The sequence below is a fragment of the Pacificibacter sp. AS14 genome, from assembly GCF_038899935.1.
Lineage (GTDB): Bacteria > Pseudomonadota > Alphaproteobacteria > Rhodobacterales > Rhodobacteraceae > Celeribacter.
Window position 1 is genome coordinate 182,462 of sequence record NZ_JBBMQI010000004.1, and the last position, 15,606, is coordinate 198,067.

Annotated in this window: 18 protein-coding genes; 4 read left to right on the forward strand and 14 right to left on the reverse strand. The window is 54.5% G+C overall.

The window, feature by feature from the left end; genetic code table 11:
- Positions 1-34: 34 nt before the first annotated feature.
- The 14 genes from WNY38_RS06590 to pyrC all read right to left on the reverse strand — a co-directional run bounded on the left by WNY38_RS06590 (position 35) and on the right by pyrC (position 13,575).
- Positions 35-715: an SDR family oxidoreductase gene (locus WNY38_RS06590; RefSeq protein WP_342856537.1), complete on the reverse strand. Its 681-nt coding sequence runs from the start codon at positions 713-715 to the stop codon at positions 35-37.
- Between the two features lie 47 nt (positions 716-762).
- Positions 763-1,272: a DUF2199 domain-containing protein gene (locus WNY38_RS06595; RefSeq protein ID WP_342856538.1), complete on the reverse strand. Its 510-nt coding sequence runs from the start codon at positions 1,270-1,272 to the stop codon at positions 763-765.
- A 99-nt stretch (positions 1,273-1,371) separates the two neighbouring features.
- Positions 1,372-2,841 (reverse strand): amidophosphoribosyltransferase, encoded by a 1,470-nt coding sequence (gene purF, locus WNY38_RS06600; protein WP_342856539.1) that lies wholly within the window; start codon positions 2,839-2,841, stop codon positions 1,372-1,374.
- 112 nt (positions 2,842-2,953) lie between these two features.
- The gene (locus WNY38_RS06605) at positions 2,954-3,586 is read right to left on the reverse strand and encodes a methyltransferase domain-containing protein (protein ID WP_342856540.1); all 633 of its coding nucleotides are present in this window, start codon (positions 3,584-3,586) and stop codon (positions 2,954-2,956) included.
- 112 nt (positions 3,587-3,698) lie between these two features.
- Entirely contained in the window at positions 3,699-4,253 is a 555-nt protein-coding gene (locus WNY38_RS06610; RefSeq protein ID WP_342856541.1) for a CvpA family protein, read from the reverse strand.
- Positions 4,254-4,314: 61 nt separating this feature from the next.
- A complete protein-coding gene (gene radA / locus WNY38_RS06615; protein ID WP_342856542.1) occupies positions 4,315-5,685 on the reverse strand; it encodes a DNA repair protein RadA in 1,371 nt (456 codons plus the stop codon).
- A 76-nt stretch (positions 5,686-5,761) separates the two neighbouring features.
- The gene (locus WNY38_RS06620) at positions 5,762-6,220 is read right to left on the reverse strand and encodes a paraquat-inducible protein A (protein WP_342856543.1); all 459 of its coding nucleotides are present in this window, start codon (positions 6,218-6,220) and stop codon (positions 5,762-5,764) included.
- 42 nt (positions 6,221-6,262) lie between these two features.
- Positions 6,263-7,141 (reverse strand): DNA repair protein, encoded by an 879-nt coding sequence (locus WNY38_RS06625; protein WP_342856544.1) that lies wholly within the window; start codon positions 7,139-7,141, stop codon positions 6,263-6,265.
- A gap of 161 nt (positions 7,142-7,302) precedes the next feature.
- Entirely contained in the window at positions 7,303-8,052 is a 750-nt protein-coding gene (locus WNY38_RS06630; RefSeq protein ID WP_342856545.1) for an ATP-binding cassette domain-containing protein, read from the reverse strand.
- Positions 8,049-8,840: an ABC transporter permease gene (locus WNY38_RS06635; protein WP_342856546.1), complete on the reverse strand. Its 792-nt coding sequence runs from the start codon at positions 8,838-8,840 to the stop codon at positions 8,049-8,051. Before WNY38_RS06635 ends, WNY38_RS06630 begins: the two co-directional genes overlap by 4 nt.
- Positions 8,837-9,877: an alanine racemase gene (gene alr, locus WNY38_RS06640; protein ID WP_342856547.1), complete on the reverse strand. Its 1,041-nt coding sequence runs from the start codon at positions 9,875-9,877 to the stop codon at positions 8,837-8,839. The genes WNY38_RS06635 and alr overlap by 4 nt, the downstream gene beginning before the upstream one ends.
- A 78-nt stretch (positions 9,878-9,955) precedes the next feature.
- Entirely contained in the window at positions 9,956-11,554 is a 1,599-nt protein-coding gene (locus tag WNY38_RS06645) for a replicative DNA helicase (RefSeq protein WP_342856548.1), read from the reverse strand.
- A gap of 256 nt (positions 11,555-11,810) precedes the next feature.
- The gene (locus tag WNY38_RS06650) at positions 11,811-12,491 is read right to left on the reverse strand and encodes an orotate phosphoribosyltransferase (protein ID WP_342856549.1); all 681 of its coding nucleotides are present in this window, start codon (positions 12,489-12,491) and stop codon (positions 11,811-11,813) included.
- 43 nt (positions 12,492-12,534) lie between these two features.
- A complete protein-coding gene (gene pyrC, locus WNY38_RS06655; protein WP_342856550.1) occupies positions 12,535-13,575 on the reverse strand; it encodes a dihydroorotase in 1,041 nt (346 codons plus the stop codon).
- Between the two features lie 171 nt (positions 13,576-13,746).
- Between pyrC and WNY38_RS06660 the strand changes: the two genes are divergently transcribed.
- Genes WNY38_RS06660 through WNY38_RS06675 form a run of 4 tightly spaced genes read left to right on the forward strand, consistent with a single transcriptional unit; the run spans position 13,747 to position 15,605 of the window.
- Positions 13,747-14,595, forward strand: a complete 849-nt coding sequence (locus WNY38_RS06660; protein ID WP_342856551.1) for an urease accessory protein UreD — start codon at positions 13,747-13,749, stop codon at positions 14,593-14,595.
- A gap of 9 nt (positions 14,596-14,604) precedes the next feature.
- Entirely contained in the window at positions 14,605-14,907 is a 303-nt protein-coding gene (locus tag WNY38_RS06665) for an urease subunit gamma (protein WP_342856552.1), read from the forward strand.
- Positions 14,908-14,916: 9 nt separating this feature from the next.
- A complete protein-coding gene (locus WNY38_RS06670) occupies positions 14,917-15,222 on the forward strand; it encodes an urease subunit beta (protein ID WP_342856553.1) in 306 nt (101 codons plus the stop codon).
- A complete protein-coding gene (locus WNY38_RS06675) occupies positions 15,219-15,605 on the forward strand; it encodes a lysozyme inhibitor LprI family protein (protein WP_342856554.1) in 387 nt (128 codons plus the stop codon). The genes WNY38_RS06670 and WNY38_RS06675 overlap by 4 nt, the downstream gene beginning before the upstream one ends.
- Position 15,606 lies beyond the last annotated feature (1 nt).

Sequence of the window (15,606 nt, forward strand, 5' to 3'; positions counted from 1 at the left end):
ACGATAGGTGAAGATTTTCTGCGACGTCGGCTTATTACAGCAGACCGGCAAGGGCCAGCAAACGCGGGGCCTCGTCGCGTGGATGCACCAGCGCGTCTTTGCCTTCGCCTGGATGGAACCGTGCGCGCGTGCCCGTTGGCATCGGCTTTGGCTGAACGATATGAATGCGGGGCGCTTTGTCAGAATTCTGCGTCTCGACCTGCCAGCTTTTCGCCATCGCGATTTGGGCTGCCTTTGATGCGCCGTAACCGCCATAGAATTTCTCACCCGCGTGCGGATCGTCAAAGAACATCACGTCAGAACGCCGTGGTCCCATGTTCAACAAGGGACCGACCATGGGGATCAGTTTGCCTGTGGCAGTTATATTGGTGCCGATGGTGCGGTCCAAATCTTTGGGGTCCAAGTGATCGACAGGGGACAACAGCTGCGCATAGATCGCGGTATGCGCCCAAAAATCCAAATAGCCCCAACGGTCGTAAATGCCGCGACACAAGTGCGCCATGGCGTCGGGATTGGTGATATCCATCGGTGCCAATGTCGCGTCGCCGCCTTTGGCTTTGATGCGATCGTCAAGCTCTTCAAGCGCGCCGGTGGTCTTGGCCACAGCAACGACGTGATACTCTGGGGCCAAGCTTTCGGCCAAATGGAAACCAAGGCCGCGTGAGGCGCCGGTGACCAAAGCAATTTTCGGTGCAATTTTTGGTTGATCTGTCATGGGCAAGATGTGCGATCAAATCGCCCCGTGGTCAAGAGGGCAAAGCCTTAGGACTTTGATAAATCGTCGCGGCTTAATGTCCCTGTGGCCTCGTACAAGTCGATCAGCTGGTCCAGCGATATGTCTTTGGCGCCGTCATTCAGTGTTGCAGTCGGGCGCGCATCGGCATCTAAAAAGCTCAGTGACACAGCACTGCCCAAGGCGGCAACTGGTCCAAGGTCTGACGACAGCTGACCATCACAGGGCGCAGGTAAGGCCGCACCATCAAAGGTTTCAATGTAGGCGTAAAAGCTTGCGTCTGCCACTTTGACCCAAAGCGCGAACACCACATGATCGTCTGATCCACGAATGGGCAAGGTCAGCGTGGCGCAAATGAAGCGCTGATCACCGAAACGGCACAGCTCTGAGGCCAATTGATCATCGCCCTCTTTGACGAAAGGCGCATCACCTCTGGGGCCATGGGTCCAAGCGGCAGGGTGATCAAAGCCAATATCCATAACTCCGCCCATATCTTGCAAAGCACGCCAACGCGGATCGAGGTCTAGGATAGAGGTCATTGCAAGCGCCTTAAAAACGGGGATTATGTTTGTTTTCATAAAGAAACCGCCGCCCCAAATCAATGGCGCGGCGGCGTTAACGATCATGTCAGGCTGCGCTTATTCAGCCACTGTTTTTAGCTCAAATCCTTTGGCGATCATGTCTGTCGGTTTCACAGGGTAATCGCCCGTGAAACAGGCATCGCAATACCGTGGTGCGGCGGCGTCGCGACCTGAGGCCACGCCTGCGGCACGGTATAAGCCATCGATGGAGATGAACTGCAAACTGTCCACGTCCAAATGCTTGCACATTTCGTCCACGGTCATGTTTGCCGCCAAAAGCTTGTCACGATCTGGCGTGTCCACACCGTAGAAACAGGGCCACATGGTGGGCGGTGAGGCGATGCGGAAGTGCACTTCGGCAGCACCCGCATCCAGCAACATGTCTTTGATCTTTTGCGATGTGGTGCCGCGCACAACAGAGTCGTCGACCAAGATGATACGTTTGTTTTTGATCAGCGCGCGGTTCACATTGAGCTTCAGACGCACACCCATGTTGCGAATCTGCTCTGACGGCTCGATAAACGTGCGACCCATGTACTGGTTGCGGATGATGCCCATGCCGTAGGGAATGCCACTTTCATGAGCAAACCCAATCGCAGCAGGGGTGCCCGAATCTGGTACAGGGCATACAAGATCTGCGTCCACTGGCGCTTCACGGGCCAGTTCAACACCGATTTGACGGCGCGTCTCGTAAACTGAGCGGCCTTCCAAAATGCTGTCAGGGCGTGAAAAGTAGACATGTTCGAAAATACAAAAACGTGAGGCCGTGCGCTCAAACGGGTGGAAGCTTTCCACTTTGCCTTCTGAGATGACAACCATTTCGCCAGGTTCAATTTCGCGCACAAAATCGGCACCGATGATGTCCAGCGCACAGGTCTCAGATGACAAAGCATAGCCACCATCGCCGACTTTGCCCAAAACCAACGGACGTACGCCGCGCGGGTCACGTACACCGATCAATTTGGTGCGGGTCATGGCGACCACGGAAAACGCGCCTTCGACACGGCGCAACGCGTCTTTCATCCGCTCTGGAATGTTGCGCTGCAGTGAGCGCGCCATCAAGTGAATGATGCATTCTGAATCTGATGAGGATTGGAAAATAGACCCGCGATCGATCAACTCACGCTTGAGCGCATCGGCGTTGGTGATGTTGCCGTTATGGGCGATAGCAGCGCCACCCATTGAGAACTCACCAAAGAAAGGCTGCACATCGCGGATCGCGGTGGAGCCTTTCGAGCCAGCTGTGGAGTAACGCACATGGCCAATCCCGATGGGACCTGGCAGCGTTTCCATAACTTTTTGGCTGGTGAAGGTGTCGCGGACGTATCCAAAGCGACGCGCCGATTGGAAGCCGGCATCGGCGTCATGTGTTACAATCCCGCCTGCTTCTTGTCCGCGGTGCTGAAGCGCGTGTAATCCGAGTGCGATAAAGTTGGCTGCGTCGGCAACACCAACAACGCCAAAGACGCCGCATTCTTCTTTGAGTTTGTCGTCGTCAAACGGGTGAGCAGGGGGCATCTGGCGCATGGCATCAGGCTCCGAATCCAAGGGCTGCATTTCGTCTTTCGTTTAGTCGCTAACGCAGCCCATGTCACGAAAGGATCATAAAAGATTTCAGATCATTTGGTCAAAGTCGACGTCAAGCAGGCTTGCGGGCCACAACAAAGGTCGCATCCTTGGGGCTTGCACGCCAATTATCTTCGATTTCAAACCCAGCGGATCGCATTTCAGTCAACAAATCGTCTTGCGTGAAACTGACCAAGCTTGGTAAAATCGGAAGAGCTGATATCAGCGGTGCCAATTTGGCGATCACAGGCGACATGTCTTTGATGCAAGCCGTCGATGAAATGAAAACGCCGCCCGCAGATGTCAGCGCGTAAGCCTTGCGAATGGCGCGTTTCCAATCGGGTTGCAGGTGCAAGACAGACAACATCAACACAGCGTTAAAGCTCTGATCTGCACTGAGGTCGTCCAAGCCTTTGTGCTCGAATATCACATTTTCAATGCCGCGTTTCTTAGATTCCGCTTGCGCATGCTCGATCATTTTGTGTGCAAAATCGATCCCCGTGACCTGCGCCACAAAAGGGGCATGGGTCATGGCGGTGTTTCCAGAACCGCAGCCAACCTCTAGAATAGACCAATCGGATTTGAGCAGGCTTTGGGTCTGCGCCAATTTGCGCGCATACGTGGCTTGATCCGCAACATTTCCAGCAATGTATTTTTTGGCGATGAGATTCCAAAAGGTGGCTGATGGCTTCGCGGAATGTGTCATGCTGCGCTTTCTGAGGTCAAGATCAAGGCTTACCTTTGAAATGGGAAAGGCGGCTCCGCTTTACAAGCAAGAGCCGCCTTTAAACGTCTTTTAACGTGGTAAAAGCCGTTGATTATTCTGTGCAGACGCCAACCAAGCCCTCATAGCGCTGCGTGATCCAGCTTGGCGCGTTCTCTGGGATGCTTTCATCAATGCGCGCTTGTGAGCGGTCGAACACTTTGACGGTGCGCGAATCTTCCAAAACCGCGATGCGATCCCCAGTCGACACCCGATCCACGATCACCAAAGCGATTGCGACCAAAAGAATGCCGCGAATGACGCCAAAGAAAAAGCCAAGGCCCTGATCTATACCGCCAAGCGCCGAGCGCTGTACGGCCGAAGACAAAAGCGGGGTAAAAACCGAAACGACGATTAAAGCCAGTGCGAATACCGCAAAAAAACCGCCGATGACGCCCAGTTCGCAGCTGTCAGAAATATAGCCACCCAATACTGGGATTTCTTTGACCAATGGCATGGCCTGTGGCGCAAAGATATAGCCTAAAATCGCGGCGGCGACCCAACCTGCGATGGCCATGCCTTCGCGGACAAACCCGCGCGAATAGGCCAAAAGCGCAGATACGATGATCACGAGGGCCACAATTGCGTCGACTATGGTGAAGCCTTCCATGGATGCTTTGCCTTTCTAAATGTCGGGTGTGTACATCACCCGTTGATCTCTCACGCGCTGATTAGCCCGCACCAAAAACGTCGCCAACAAAGCCGACAAGATCGTCCATATAACGAATCTGCATGCCAGTTCCATCCCCTGCTTTCGAACGGGACGGTGCGATTGCCGATGAAAAACCAAGTTTTTGCGCTTCTTTCAACCTGTTTTCTGTTTGATTGACGGGACGTAGTCCTCCAGACAGAGACAGTTCCCCGAAAACCACACAGTCTTTGGGAATCGCCGTGTCTTCGCGTGCGGACAATAACGCGGCGGCCACGGCCAAGTCTGCGGCGGGTTCGGTGACTTTCATGCCACCTGCCACATTGAGATAGACATCAAGCCCCGCAAAAGGAATGCCGCAGCGCGATTCGAGCACCGCCAAAATCATTGACAACCGCCCGCCATCCCAGCCCACAACCGTCCGTCGTGCTTGGGCATTGGGCGAGGGCGCGACCAGCGCTTGAAATTCCACCAAAACCGGACGCGTGCCTTCGATGCCTGCAAAGACCACAGATCCTGCCGTGGGCTTGTCGCGCTCTGACAAAAACAGCGCCGACGGATTGGTCACTTCGCACAACCCATCGCCGGTCATTTCAAACACGCCAATTTCTTGCGCAGGCCCAAAGCGGTTTTTCACCGCGCGCAAGAGGCGGAAATGATGACCGCGCTCGCCTTCAAAATACAGCACCGTATCGACCATGTGTTCGACGACGCGCGGGCCTGCGAGCTGCCCGTCTTTAGTGACATGGCCAACGATGATCACCGCCACGTTGCGCGATTTCGCGAAGGTCACGATTTCATGGGCCGCGGCGCGGACTTGCGACACCGACCCAGGCGCGCTTTCGACGTTATCCGCCCACATGGTTTGAATGGAATCGATGACCACCAAGTCAGGTTCTTCGGCTTCCAGAGTGGTCAAAATATCGCGCAGATTGGTTTCAGCGGCCAGTTTCACCGGCGCGTCGCCAAGACCAAGCCTTTGGGCACGCATCCGCACTTGGGCCGAGGATTCCTCGCCCGAGACATAAATCGTCTTCAGACCCGCTTGCGCAAATTTGGCTGCGGCTTGTAGCATCAAAGTGGACTTGCCGATGCCTGGATCACCGCCCACCAAAATCGCTGATGCGGGCACAAGCCCGCCGCCCAAAACGCGGTCCAATTCGACCATGCCGCATTGGGTGCGCGGGGGGGGCGCTTCTTTGGTGGATAGATCGCTCAAAAGCACTTTTTTGCCGCGCATCCCGCCGAGTGTTTTCTTGGATGGGCCTGATTTGGACAAAGGCTTTTCTTCGACAATCGTGTTCCAATCGCCGCAGTTGTCGCAGCGCCCCGACCATTTGGTTGTGACCGCCGCACAGGCACTGCAGGTGAAATTGGTTTGGGCTTTGGCCATTGGATGCTCCTAGATGCTCCGCTCGGGTCGATTGCGCGACTTGTTCGCTATATGTTCTCTTTTTCCCGTTGTAGCGTTAATCAGCGCCCGCGATCAAGCGGCTTTGTTTTCTATGGGCGAAAAGACTCAAGCCCAGCGAGGCGAAAACACAACCCGTGAACAGATACAGCCCCCAGCCAACATCCACACGTCCGATGCCAAGGCCTTTGGCGAGGGTGATATAGATGGCGATCAGGAAAATATCCGCCATGGCCAAGCGTGCCAGATGAAACAAATAGGGTTTGAGCCCTGCAGGCAGCCAGTCTGACAATAGCCCCTCAAGCGCTATGACCTTGGCGATGGGGGCAATCAGGGCAAAAACCACGACAATGAGAGCGAGAAATATGTCGCTGCTCCAAAGGCTTTGAATGCCTGAAAGGACCGAGATTTCTTTCATGCTAAAGATTGGTAAAATCCCAGCGCGCAGCAAAGGGGCGAGCCACGCGATGGGGAATAAAATTAGCAATGAGAGGTTCAAAAGGCGTAAGATTGTCATGGCCTAGAGGTGGGGGAGCCGCTCGTCTGTGTCAAGCGTGCTTCAGTTCGGACGCTCTAACCCGTTGCTTTGCATTTCAGGCCCAATGAGCGCCGCAGAGGCCGCCTTAGACGCGCTACTCGATGATAAGGGCACTACTTTTCCGTCGTCCGACTTGACCTCACCGAGATCAGTCTCGTCATTGCGATCCTCGTCCATCTCATAGCCAAGCTGCGGCAAGATTTCTTTGAGATCTTTCTCAAGACGATCCATTTGACGATTGGCCTCAAGTTCGGAGGCCTCAACATCACTTTGCCAGCGCTGCAATTCCTGCGTGACAGTCAATGCAAGGCCAAGGGTTTCGTTGAAAATGTCCAACTCTTCTTGGCGATGGCGTAAGAATTCTTTGGCGCGAGAGACTTTGGTTTCGGAATAGACCAAGGCCAAGTCGCGCGTCATGTGCGACATCTGCGCAGCCAATTCCAAAATTTCAGGTTCCAAATGGCCCAAGTCAGGGTGACGACGCATTCTGTCCAAACGGTCCCGCATGTCTTCAAACTCGGAGGACAGCGCAAATGTGCCAGTGCGATCTGCGGCATGCGAGATTTGATAGGCTTTGGCCACATCATCCATCGACAGTTTGAAATCGCGATGAGAGCGTTCCAGTCGCTGCATGTGATGCACGCCTGGTAAAAAGGCACAAAGTCCGACCAGAAAAGCCGTTCCCAAAGATTGGACCCATACCCCAACATGAAGGCTCGCACCGGAGGCGGAAATCAAGTTCAATGATAGCCATGGGATGACTTCTAGAACTGACAAAGCCGTCGCGATGACGGCCGCCATCGTGAGGGCGATCAAAAGGCTCTGAGTTGCCAGTTGAACTATGTTGCGCAAATTGCGCCCAGCAGTCCAAGCTGGTGCTGTTTGATCTTGTGTCATCATCGTTACCCCACATGCGTTGCCGACTGATGAAGCAATATAACGACAAAAATCAATATTTTACGGGGAAATCAGGGTATTGTGTCCCCACAGGAAGCAAAATTAACCCGTTCGTCACGTTAATGCCCAAGGTGCAAACGGCATTTGAAAATAACGTTGCCAGATTACCGCAAAGTCTCAATCGGGCCATGTGCCGATCCGGTGATAAATTGCTGCAAATAGGGATCATCGCCCGAATCCATTTCGGCCACAGGCCCGCTCCAGCGAATCTTTCCGCCGTGCAGCATCGCCACAGTGTCCGAAATCGCGCGTACAGAGGTCATATCATGGGTGATCGTCATAGCAGTGGCCCCCATTTCAACAACGATTTCACGGATCAAATCATTGATAACGCCAGCCATAATCGGATCAAGGCCCGTGGTTGGTTCGTCAAAGAAAATAATTTCGGGATCAGCCGCAATCGCGCGGGCAAGCCCTACACGTTTTTGCATGCCGCCGGACAGTTCTGCTGGGAATTGATCCGCCACATCAGGGGACAGTCCCACACGGCGTAGCTTTTCAATCGCGATCTCGCGCGCCTCAGCACGGGGGCGCTTGAGCGCGCCGCGCAACAGCCGAAAGGCCACGTTTTGCCACACAGGAATGGAATCAAACAGCGCACCGCCTTGAAACAACATACCAAACTTGGACAAAAACGCGTCACGGTCGCCCGTCTGTGCCACGTCTTCGCCGTCGACTTTTATCACACCTTGATCGGGCACAATCAGACCCAATACGCATTTAAGCGTCACGGATTTACCGGTGCCAGAGCCGCCAATGATCACAAGGCTTTCGCCGCGTGCCACTTTGAGGTCAACACCGCGCAGGATCTGTTTGGAGCCAAAGGCTTTATGGACGTTTGAAAGCTCTATCATATCGAGAAAAACGCCTGTGTCAGAAGGAAGTTTGCCGCCAAGATCAACACCGCTGCCGCCACAACAGACGACTTGGTCGCAGCACCAACGCCTTGCGCGCCGCGGCCCGATTGCATGCCGTAATAACAGCCCATGAGCGTTGCGATAAAGCCAAAGACAGCGCCCTTCGCCAGTGAGGACACCACATCAATAGGCTGCAAAAAGTTGACAGTGTTTTGCATATAGGTCGCGGGATTAAACCCAAGCGATTGGGTTGAAACCAACCAACCGCCGTATATGCCAACAATGTCGCCAATGCCAACCAAAAGCGGCACGGTTAAAAGCCCCGCCAAAACGCGTGGCACGGTGAGGTATTTCATCGGATGCGTCGACAGGGTGACCAGCGCATCAATCTGTTCAGTGACTTTCATCGTGGCGATCTCGGCCGCGACAGAAGCGGTCACGCGCGCCGCGATCATCAATCCCACCAAAACAGGCCCAAGCTCGCGTACCATGCCGATGGCCACGATCTGCGGCACCACGGCTTCGGCCGAGAATCGCGCGCCACCGGAATAAATCTGCAAGGCCAAAGCGCCGCCTGTAAAAAACGCCGTCAGGCCTACGACGGGCAAAGACAAATAGCCGACGTTCAACAGCGCCGACATGAATTCGCGGGAATAAAACGGCGGCGTTACCATATGGCGCAACGTGGCCAGCGCAAAGATCACCAGTCGCCCAAGTCCCGCCAAAGCCCCAAGGCTTGCGCGCCCAAGGGCAGCGAGTGGCCGTGTGATTACGCCAAAACTCATCCGCGATACCGCCTGTTATATCGCCGCCCCAAAGAGGTCAGCACTTCATAGCCAATCGTCCCGCCGATCTGAGCCAAATCATCCACCGTTTGATGGGCGCACAATATATCAAGCGACCGTGGCGTGTGATCCAAATGGGTGACATCTACCGTGATCAAATCCATCGACACACGCCCCAAAAGCGGGCAGGGGGTGTCGCCGTCAAACAGCACGGATTTGCCTGAAATATGTCGGGTTATCCCATCGGCATAGCCCGCAGACACAGTCGCCACCCGTGATGGCACTTCGGCAGTCCACGCATTGCTATAGCCCACGGTTTCGCCCGCGGCGACATCGCGAATTTGAATGATCGGACATTCGACCCGCACCACAGGTTCTGCGTCTTCAAACGGCAAGCCGCCGTACAGACCAATGCCCGGACGGGTCAGGTCAAAATGATATTCCGGCCCCAGCAAAATACCGCCCGTGGCCGACAGGGCCCGCGGGGCATTCAAGCCGTCGGTCATCTTGTGAAATTCCGCCAATTGCTGCGCGTTCATCGGATGATCTGGTGCGTCCGCACAGGCCAAATGCGACATAATCAACATCGGACCGGCGGCCATCACCAAATCACGCACCGCGTCCCATTCATTGGCTTCCATGCCCAAACGGTTCATGCCTGTGTCCAGTTGCACACCAAAGGCATGATCGGGCAGGGCTTCAAAATGGCGTGTGATTTGATCCAAAGAATTGAGCATCGGCGTCAATTGCATGTCCAAAATCATATCCGTGTCGCCAGACATGTGCCCGCCAAAAACGCAGATGCGCGGGGTCGGCCCCAAGGCTTCGCGCAAGATCACGCCTTCCTCAGTTGCGGCCACGAAAAAGGTTTTCACACCCGCTTTGGCCAAAGCACGTGCCGCTTTGCCAGCCCCAATGCCATAGCCGTCAGCTTTGACAACTGCAGCCGTTTCAACGGTTTTTGCAGATTTTGCGTCCAATGCCCGCCAGTTGCGTGCCAAAGCGCCAAGATCGATATGTAGTGTAGACGTGCCCATAAACGTGTTTTGACCAGCTCAGGCGGGGGGCGCAAGCCCAAAAACACCGCTGATCAATGCTCCTTAAACAAGATTAACTTAGTACTCTTCTGCGCCAGGCAGATGATGCTCATAGGCCAGATTGCCAAAACGGGTGAATTCTGCGGTAAATGACAGCGTAATCGTCCCGATAGGACCGTGACGCTGTTTGCCCAAAATCACTTCGGCTTTTGCATGCAGGCGTTCCATTTCCTCTTGCCAAGCTGCGATGGCCTCGTGGTTGTGGTCGTCTGGTTTCTCGCGCTCTTTGTAATATTCGCCGCGGTACACAAACATCACCACGTCGGCGTCTTGCTCGATCGATCCAGATTCGCGCAAATCCGACAGCTGTGGGCGTTTGTCATCACGGCTTTCCACTGTCCGCGACAGCTGGGACAGGGCGATCACGGGAACATTGAGTTCCTTGGCGATGGCCTTCAAGCCCATCGAAATCTCGCCTATCTCTTGCACACGGTTGCCTTGAGTGCTCGGCGTGCCGCGCACCAGCTGCAAATAGTCGACGATTAACACGTCCAAGCCATGTGTCCGTTTCAAACGTCGCGCACGCGCCGCCAATTGCGAGATTGGCAGGGCTGGCGTGTCATCGATATACAAAGGACAGGTCTCAAGTGTTTTCGCAGCTTCGATCAGGCGGCGAAACTCGTCCTCGTCCATGTCACCTTGGCGAATTTTATGCGATGAAATCTCAGCCGCTTCGGCCAAAATACGTGCCGCCAACTGTTCGGCGCTCATCTCGAGCGAGTAAAACCCAACAACGCCGCCTTCAATCGCGCCCTCTTTGCCGTCGGGCATGATGCCCTTTTTATAGGCTTTGGCCACGTTATAGGCGATGTTGGTTGCCAGTGAGGTTTTGCCCATCGAAGGACGTCCCGCCAGAATGATAAGGTCGGATTTGTGCAAGCCGCCCATCTTTTTGTCGAGATCTATCAAACCTGACGAAATTCCCGCCATGCCGCCCCCGCGCTCATAGGCTGCGTTGGCGTTGAGAACCGCTTGGGTCACGGCGGATAGGAATGATTTAAATCCAGAATCCACTTTGCCTTGTTCGGACAAGGAATAAAGCTTTTGCTCGGCTGAGACGATTTGCTCTGTCGGTTCGCGACTATCCAGCCCGCTGGCCGCCGATCCTGCGATCTCGTTGCCAAGCTCGATCAACTGGCGACGAATGAACAGATCATAGATCAGCTGCGCATAGTCGCGCACAGCGTAGGTCGAAATCGCAGAAGCCGCCAAACGCGCCAAATAGGCAGGCCCGCCCAGTTCTTGCAGACCTTTGTGGTCTTCCATGTAGGCTTTAAGCGTCACAGGTGAGGCCAGCATATTTTTTGCGATTCGTTCGGCGGCTTTCTCGTAAATGTCGCGGTGGACGGGATCGTAAAAATGCTCTGGCGCGATGATCGAGGCGATTTTGTCGTAGACATCATTGTTGGTCAAAAGTGCGCCCAGCAATTGCTGTTCGGCCTCAGTATTGTGCGGTTGTGCGCCGTCGTACGATGAAATCACAGCACCGGATTGCGCGGCCACGGCGGTGCCTGTTTCAGGCACACTCGGCAAGGCGTCAACTGTTTCAGGCATATCTGTATAGCCCGGATCATCAGAGCCTTGCGTGTCGTTGAGCGTTGCGATGTCGTCGTTCATCCGGTGATCTTCCTGTCATTTGCCCTATGTCATGGGCCTGCCCATTTGGGCTTGGTTCACCTGTTGTAACGAGACTTGGGGGGCAGGTTCAAATGGTATGTTTTGTGGATAACTTTGCGTGCCACAGAATGTAGGGGGCGGCGTTCATTTCGCGCTATATCTTGATCTAATGCTCAATAAAAAATAAACGCCGCCCCGATTTGAGGCAGCGTTTAAAAATTATCGTACTTGGGTCTGCTTGCAAAAGCCGCGGGCCTTAGGCCTTCTTATTGGCCTCTTGCCATTCGCGTGGCGCATTGAGGAATTTCTCAACCTCGGCCAAGGTCTCTGCGTCAAAGGATTTTTGCAATTTGGCTTCGGCCAAAACATCCCACCATGTGCACAAAGAATGCAACTGGATGCCGTGATCGCCCAAGGTTTTTTCTGTCTCTGAGAAAATACCGTAGTAGAAAATCACCGCCGTGTGGCCACAGGTGGCGCCAGTTTCGCGGATCGCGTCGACAAAGGACAGTTTCGATCCGCCATCCGTGGTCAAATCTTCGACTAACAACACCCGCTCGCCTTCGGTCATTTTGCCTTCAATGCGTGCATTGCGGCCGTAACCTTTTGGTTTTTTGCGCACGTAAGTCATTGGCAAAGCAAGACGTTCTGCCACCATCGCCGCAAAAGGAATGCCCGCAGTTTCGCCGCCCGCAATGTTGTCAAAAGCTTCAAATCCCGCATCCCGCATCACTGTGACAGATAGAAAATCCATCAAAGTCGAGCGAATGCGCGGGTATGAAATCAGCTTGCGGCAATCCACATATGTCGGGCTTGGCAGGCCTGAAGCTAATGTGAAGGGCTCCGCCGCATTGAAATCGACTGCTTTGATTTCAAGTAACATGCGGGCCGTCAGGCGGGCGATTTCTGTCGAGTCAGGAAAGGAAGAAGGGATCATGGCAGTGTCCTTTGTATCTTAAAAACGAGTGGGCCTTGAACTGTTAGGCCTCAACCGACCAATGCAGCGGCATCAATGGGTCAAATACGGTGACTGGGCCTTCCGGCGTGGCAATGTGTTTGGGGTACTCAACTGCAGCGCCTTTGCGCAGCGTAATCGTCCCCTCATTCACCGGCAGCCCGTAGTGGCGTGGACCATTGAGCGAGGTAAAACCTTCAAGGTTGTCCAGCTTGCCCTCTGCCTCAAACACTTCGGCCAAAATCGACAGCGTGTTGGTGGCAGTGAAACAGCCCGCACAGCCGCAGGCGTTTTCTTTGAGGTGGTCCAGATGCGGCGCGGAATCAGTCCCAAGAAAGAATTGCGCATCGCCAGAGGTCGCAGCCTCGACCAGCGCAAGGCGATGTTCTTCGCGTTTGGCCACAGGCAGACAGTAGTAATGGGGTTTGATCCCGCCGACCAAAATATGGTTGCGGTTGATCACCAAGTGATGCGTGGTGATGGTCGCGGCCAGCCCTGTGTCAGCAGAACGCGCGTAATCCACACCATCTTTGGTGGTGATATGTTCCATTACAACTTTCAGACCGGGATTGCTGCGCCGAATGGGGTCAAGCACCGTGTCGATGAACACAGCTTCGCGGTCAAAAATATCGACATCGGCCGTGGTCACTTCGCCGTGCAAACACAACGGCAGGCCAATTTCGGCCATCTTTTCAAGCACAGGGCGCACATTGTCAAAATTGCGCACACCAGAATTGGAATTGGTTGTCGCTCCCGCAGGGTACAACTTTACCGATTTCACCAATCCGCTGGCATAAGCTGCTGCCACATCCTCCGCGTCTGTATCTTCGGTCAGATACAGCGTCATCAGCGGCTCGAAATCTGATCCTTCTGGTAAGGCGGCCAAGATGCGATCACGGTAAGCGACAGCATCGGCACCCCGCACAACAGGGGGCATCAGGTTCGGCATAATGATGGCGCGCGCAAAGTGGCGTGCGGTTTCGGGCAAGACGGCTTGCATCATCGCGCCATCGCGCAGGTGCAAATGCCAATCATCGGGGCGGCGGAGTGTGAGTGTATCGGTCATGCAAATCGCATAACGCTTATCCTGCAAAAGCGCTAGTGGCGGCTGCGCACATAGGCCGCCTATTTTTTGAGCGGATGGTCATAAAATGATGCGTTGTGTCGCCATTCCACCACGCCAAGCATTGAAGCAGACCCCCGCACAGCGTTACCGTCGCACAGAACGGAGACTTTGATGCTTGATGCGCCCGCCCAAAAAATGCCCACACCAGAGCTGACACAAATGGCTCCTGTGATGCAGCGTGTGCGTGGGCGTGGGCGTGTGATCTTTGGCCCGCAAGGCTTGCGCGATTTACATCAATCGGGCTCTGCCAAAGCGATGATGCCGAAAATTCACACTGGCACGCCTGAGGTTGTCTTTTTGAACACTTCTGGCGGGCTCACTGGCGGTGATCGGCTTGATTATCATCTTGAAGCTCTTGACCACACCACATTGATTGGCACCTCGCAAACCGCTGAGCGCGCCTATGCGTCAACTGCGACGTCCAAAGCCGCCGAGGTTAAAGTCGATCTGATTGCAGGGCAGGGCGCCTCATTGGAATGGTTGCCGCAAGAAACGATCCTGTTTGAAAAATCCCGTCTGGCGCGCACGACCCATGCCACCATTGCCAGTGACGCGCGGTTCCTATTTGTGGAATCCTTAGTGTTGGGCCGTGCCGCTATGGGCGAGACCATTCAAACGCTGCACCTAAAAGACACGCGCAAAATCACCCGTGCAGGGCGTCTTGAATTCCTTGACCCTTTTGAAATTAATGCGGATATTCTGGCGGGGCGCGACAGTGCCGTGACACTTGGCGGTATGCGCGCTTTTGCGACCATCGGACTGTTCGACCAAGGTGCCGAAGCTTTGGCCGATGTTATAAAACCACTGTCGCAACAGGGTGTGAGCGCAGGTGTCTCTGGCTGGAACGGCAAACTCATCATTCGTGCGATGGCCCAAGATGGCTATCCGCTGCGTCGCTATGTGGCGCAAGTTTTGACAAAAATCCGTGGCACAACGCTGCCGCGGGTGTGGCAAGTATAAGGACCGACCATGAATTTAACGCCTCGGGAAAAAGACAAACTGCTGATTTCAGTCGCTGCTATGGTGGCGCGCGGACGGCTGGAACGTGGTGTTAAACTCAACCACCCCGAAGCCATCGCTTTGATAACTGATTTCGTGGTCGAAGGCGCGCGCGACGGCAAAATGGTGTCCGAATTGATGGAAACCGCAGCGCATGTCGTCACCAAAGACATGTGCATGGAGGGCATCTCTGAGATGATCCACGACGTCCAAGTCGAAGCCACTTTCCCAGACGGCACCAAATTGGTCACCGTCCATCATCCCATTCGATAGGAGCGCGCTATGATCCCCGGAGAATATTTCATCGCAGAAGGCGAGATCGAGCTGAACGCAGGCGCGCCCGTCACAACGCTCGAAGTGTCAAACACAGGCGATCGCCCTGTCCAAGTTGGCTCGCATTACCATTTCTTTGAAACCAACGCGGCTTTGTCGTTTGATCGCGAGGTCGCCCGTGGCCAGCGTTTGGATATCGCCGCAGGCACAGCTGTGCGATTTGAACCCGGTCAAACCCGCGAAGTGAGCCTTGTGCCTCTGTCGGGCAAACGCGAAGTTTACGGATTCAATTCCAAAATTTCAGGCGCGCTTTGAAGGGCCTTTGGTCCATAACGCTGCTTGGTGGTCTGTTGTGGGTCAGTGCCGCTGCCGCACAAGATACCGATCTTGATTGCGACAATGCGATGACGCAACTCGATATGAATGCTTGCGCCTATTATGATTTTCAGGCCGCAGATTTGGTTTTAAACGAAGCCTATGCTGTGGCTATGGCGCGTGCCAAGAATTATGAAAATGGCGCAGATGTGGCCCTTCGCGATGCCCAGCGTGCGTGGATACCTTACCGTGATGCCGCCTGCATCGCTGAAGGCCAGCTTTATAATGGCGGCTCAATCCGTCCGTTGATTGAATATGCGTGCATGGCCACGCTCACCGAGCGACGCACCCAAGATATGCGCCTCGCCTACCAAGAATATTAAA